General features: G+C 61.5%; 5 protein-coding genes and 1 tRNA gene. 2 read left to right on the top strand and 4 right to left on the bottom strand.

Translation table 11 applies throughout. The features are described from left to right. The coding region (locus tag ACY693_RS16220) for a signal recognition particle receptor subunit alpha (RefSeq protein WP_462322851.1) at window positions 1-320 on the bottom strand (320 nt) is incomplete at its 3' end. A gap of 116 nt (window positions 321-436) precedes the next feature. Here ACY693_RS16220 and ACY693_RS16225 point away from each other — a divergent pair. After that, a complete protein-coding gene (locus ACY693_RS16225) occupies window positions 437-1,258 on the top strand; it encodes a cytochrome C assembly family protein (RefSeq protein WP_462322852.1) in 822 nt (273 codons plus the stop codon). Between the two features lie 50 nt (window positions 1,259-1,308). On the opposite strand, the gene ACY693_RS16230 is transcribed toward ACY693_RS16225, so the two are convergent. Both ACY693_RS16230 and ACY693_RS16235 read right to left on the bottom strand, forming a co-directional pair. Continuing rightward, complete coding sequence (locus ACY693_RS16230; protein ID WP_462322853.1) at window positions 1,309-1,938, bottom strand: TIGR04282 family arsenosugar biosynthesis glycosyltransferase; 630 nt, start codon at window positions 1,936-1,938, stop codon at window positions 1,309-1,311. Window positions 1,939-2,118: 180 nt separating this feature from the next. Next, entirely contained in the window at window positions 2,119-3,219 is a 1,101-nt protein-coding gene (locus tag ACY693_RS16235) for a radical SAM/Cys-rich domain protein (RefSeq protein ID WP_462322854.1), read from the bottom strand. Between the two features lie 154 nt (window positions 3,220-3,373). Here ACY693_RS16235 and ACY693_RS16240 point away from each other — a divergent pair. After that, window positions 3,374-3,449, top strand: a tRNA-Ala gene (locus ACY693_RS16240). A gap of 207 nt (window positions 3,450-3,656) precedes the next feature. Here ACY693_RS16240 and ACY693_RS16245 read toward each other — a convergent pair. Further along, the gene (locus tag ACY693_RS16245; RefSeq protein ID WP_462322855.1) at window positions 3,657-3,899 is read right to left on the bottom strand and encodes a DUF2283 domain-containing protein; all 243 of its coding nucleotides are present in this window, start codon (window positions 3,897-3,899) and stop codon (window positions 3,657-3,659) included. Window positions 3,900-4,002 lie beyond the last annotated feature (103 nt).

The raw sequence follows: 4,002 nt of genomic DNA on the forward strand, positions 1-4,002 counted from the left end.
CCGGCGAGCAGGATCACCGCCGGCGGCTGCTGGCGCAGATCCAGCCCCTCGTTGGACTCGCCCATCAGACTGACCAGCTCGTCATTGACGATCTTGATCAGCACCTGCCCAGGCGTGAGGCTCTTGGTCACCTCTGCGCCCAAGGCCTTCTCGCGAACGCGCTCGATGAAGCCGCGCACCACCGGCAAGGCGACATCGGCCTCGAGCAACGCCATGCGCACCTCGCGCAGCGTCTCCTTGATATTATCCTCGGTGAGTCGAGCCTGACCGCGCAGACCCTTCAGTACCTCACCGAAGCGATCCTGAAGATTGTCGAACATGATGCCTCTCGTTTCTTAACCTACGTCAAAGCAGTGCAATTGAGTCGCCGCAAAGCAGCGGTTGCCGCGCTGACTTACATTTGCACGCCATCCTGCTTGTGCGATGATCGCAGACTATGAACAACGTCGTCATCTCGATCGCGACCCTGATCGCCTACTTCGGCTCGGCCACGCTCATTGGCTGGCGCCTGTTCACCCATCAGCCGGACTCCAACACCGCTAAGCTGCGCGGCGTGACCCTGGGGCTCGCCTACGCTGGGCTGACGCTGCACACCTGGCTGCTCTACATCGTCATCTTCAGCCATGACGCGCTGAACCTGGCGTTCTTCAATGCGCTCTCGCTGGCAGCTTGGACGGTCGTCGCCTCGCTGCTGTTGTCGAGTCTCACCAAGCCGATCGAGAACCTCGGCCTCGTGGTGTTGCCACTGGCTGGAATCACCGTCTTGCTCGACATGTTGTATCCAAGCACACCGTTCCTCGGTGAATCGACGAGCTGGGTCCTGAAGCTGCATGTATTGCTGTCGATGCTGGCCTACAGCCTGCTAACGCTCGCCAGCGTCCAGGCCGTGCTGCTCTGGATTCAGGACTCCTACCTTCGTGGGCGTAAGCCGGGTGGCTTCGTCCGCGCGCTACCGCCGCTGATGACGATGGAAGCCCTGATGTTCGAGATGATCGGCATCGGCTTCATCCTGCTCACGCTGGCACTGCTGAGTGGCTTTGCATTCCTGGAAAACATGTTCGCGCAGCACCTGGTGCACAAGACGGTGCTCTCGGTGGTGGCCTGGCTGGTGTTTGGCGGGCTGCTGCTCGGCCGACGTCTCTGGGGCTGGCGTGGCCGCAAGGCCATCTCCTGGACCCTGACCGGGTTCGGCATCCTGATCCTGGCCTACTTCGGCTCCAAGCTGGTGCTTGAGCTGATCCTGCATAAACCAGCCTGACCCTAGCTCAGCCTGACTCTAACCCAGCCTGACCCCAAGCCAGTCTTACCCTAACCCAGCCAAGCAGGGTCAATGGACGTCAAGTCCTCTGGACGGTCGATATCCGTCAGGGTTGGCAGCTCAGTCCATTCCAGTCCTGCGGCGCGCATGCGCTCGCGGGTCATGGCCGCAACCTGGTCGCTGCCCCAAGGCATCGGCGCAAACAAGGCAGGCAACACCGGTGCTGTTGATCGCCGCAGGCCAAGCAGCACGTAGCCGCCATCATTGGCCGGTCCTAGCACTGCGGGACGGCGTGCCAGCGCGGCCAACGCCTGCTGCAAATAATCGGCGTCGAGGTCTGGGCAATCGGTCCCGATGAGCAGCACCGGCTCCGCAGATGCAAGCGCCGCGGCGGTCGCTGCCAGCATGCGCTCACCAAGGTCTGCCCCGAACTGGGTCTGAAGCGATAGCCCGTGGCGCTCGGCTAGCGCCTGAAACAGGGGATGGCTGATGTCGGGCGCGCACCAGAGCTCAATCTGAGCCAAATCCGCGGTCGCGATCCGGTCCAGGGTGTCGATGAGCAGGGCCTCGGCCAGCCTTGCCGCACCCTCAGGCCCAAGGGCAGGGATCAGCCGGGTCTTACAGGCACCCGGCACCGGGGCCTTTGCAAAGACCAAGATGCGCGCATAGGGAGATTGCATTCGTCGATCAGCCGCTAGCCCGGCGAGCTCGCTTGGAAGGTCGCGAGCCACCCTTGCACCGGCACAGCCCTGATTCAGCCCCAGCGACCGTCCGAAGAACCCCTGACCCAAGGGACATCGCGCTAGCAGGCTCGGGGGCTCGACCGAGCTGAACCGTCATGCTGATCGAGCGTCTAGCAGCTAGGCGAGGGCGCCGCCACAGCTACTCCCCTGCCCCGCGGTGCAGCCGTAACAATGCTCACCAACCTGGATCGCGCGTCCACTCAGCATCTCGGGCGTGCTCAGGTCACGGATGTGCAGCCGCTCCCCTGACGCCCGCTCAAGTGGCAGATCGAGCATCTGATTGAAGTCGCAGTCGAAGACATAGCCCTGCCAGTCGATGCTAATCAGATCACGACACATCACGGCATCGAGATTGGACTCCTGGTGCGCGTCCTTGAGGAGCGCCAGGTAGCCAGCAAACTGCCGGGTCGATTGCAGCCAGCTACCGAAACGCCGGATCGGCATATTGGCTAAGGTCAGAAGGTGATCAAAATAGACCCCATAACGGGCCTCGAGCTCGCGCTTGTAATCGGCCTCCAGCGCAGATTGCGCGGGCGGGAGGTTCGCGCCGATGGGGTTGTACACCAGGCTTAGCGACCGTCCGCCGCCTGGCTGACCACGAGCGGGCTGACCACGACCGGGCTGACCAAGCCCAGGGTGACCAAGACCGGGCTGACCAAGATCGGCCTTACCAACTCCAGACTGGCCGTCTGTGGACAGGCCCTGGTCCGGGCTGCTGCGGCCCGATCTGCCATAACCGCGCGCATTCAACTCCCGTAGCCCACGAATACTAGCCTCAAAGGTCCCAGTCCCGCGCTGCCCATCGACATTCTCTTCCAGATAGCAGGGCAATGAGGCAATCACCTCAACCTCCTGCTCGGCCAGGAAATCAGCGAGATCCTCCTGCCCAGGCTCGCCAAGGATCGTCAGATTGCACCGATCCATCACCCGCATACCGAGCCCGCGGGCAGCGATCACCAAGGGCCGGAAGACCTGATTGAGCTCCGGCGCACCACCCGTGATGTCCAGCAGCTCAACGTCCCCACGACGAAGATAAGCCAACACCGCATCCAGGGTCTCCGCCGACATCTCCTCCACTCGCTTCGGCCCGGCATCGACATGACAGTGCAGACACGACTGATTGCACCGATAACCGAGATTCACCTGGAGGGTACGCGGGCGCCGTCGCCGAATCGAGGGGAAATCAGACGGAAACAGCAGTGGTTTGGAATCCAGCACAGGCAGCTCCAAGCAACAACCGGTCGCGCAATAACACCAAAAAACACAACATGCGCCAGCGGTGATAACATTCAACCCCTGTCGCCGCGCGAGGCGCGCATCCTGCGCTCGCCCACGCAGCACCGCCGGCGATATCGCAAGAAATGACTGTCTCGGGGCCGTAGCTCAGCTGGGAGAGCGTCGCGTTCGCAATGCGAAGGTCAGGGGTTCGATCCCCCTCGGCTCCACCATTTAATGATCATAGACTATTGATTTTTGTTAAAAAATTGGAATAACTAAGAATCGATACCCACAAGCGAACCCACAAACAGTATTGAGATGTCAGGGGTCTGTTAGCAAAGCTGCTCAGACCTGTAGCCAACCGAGCAGCTCCTTGAGTGCCCGCGCTGAATCGTAGAGACGCGTATCGGTCAAGCCGCGCGAAGCGGCGCGATGTCCTAATTGGTCACTGCAGGCGCGTGCAGATGGACGAGAACCTGGTTCAGTTCCGCGACATCGAACTGTGCGGGCGCGGTGATCTCAATGCCGATCGGCTTGCCGTCAGCGGTGTAGTCCACCAGCAGTCCAGCGCCCGCCTGTTCGACATGATCACTCTTGTCGCCCGGCGTGCGAGGAAGGTAGAGGTAGGCCGCCAATGGCCGTCCGCGGCGAAAGGTCACTTCGAGGTACGATGATCTCATTGATTCACCTTGTCATCGGATAGGCGGTGACGACGACGAGCAGTCGCTCAAGCTCGTCTGGCTCCACGATGATCTGCCAGCGTCGACGTTGGTGTCGTGCTTC

This window comes from Halochromatium sp. (assembly GCF_054919635.1).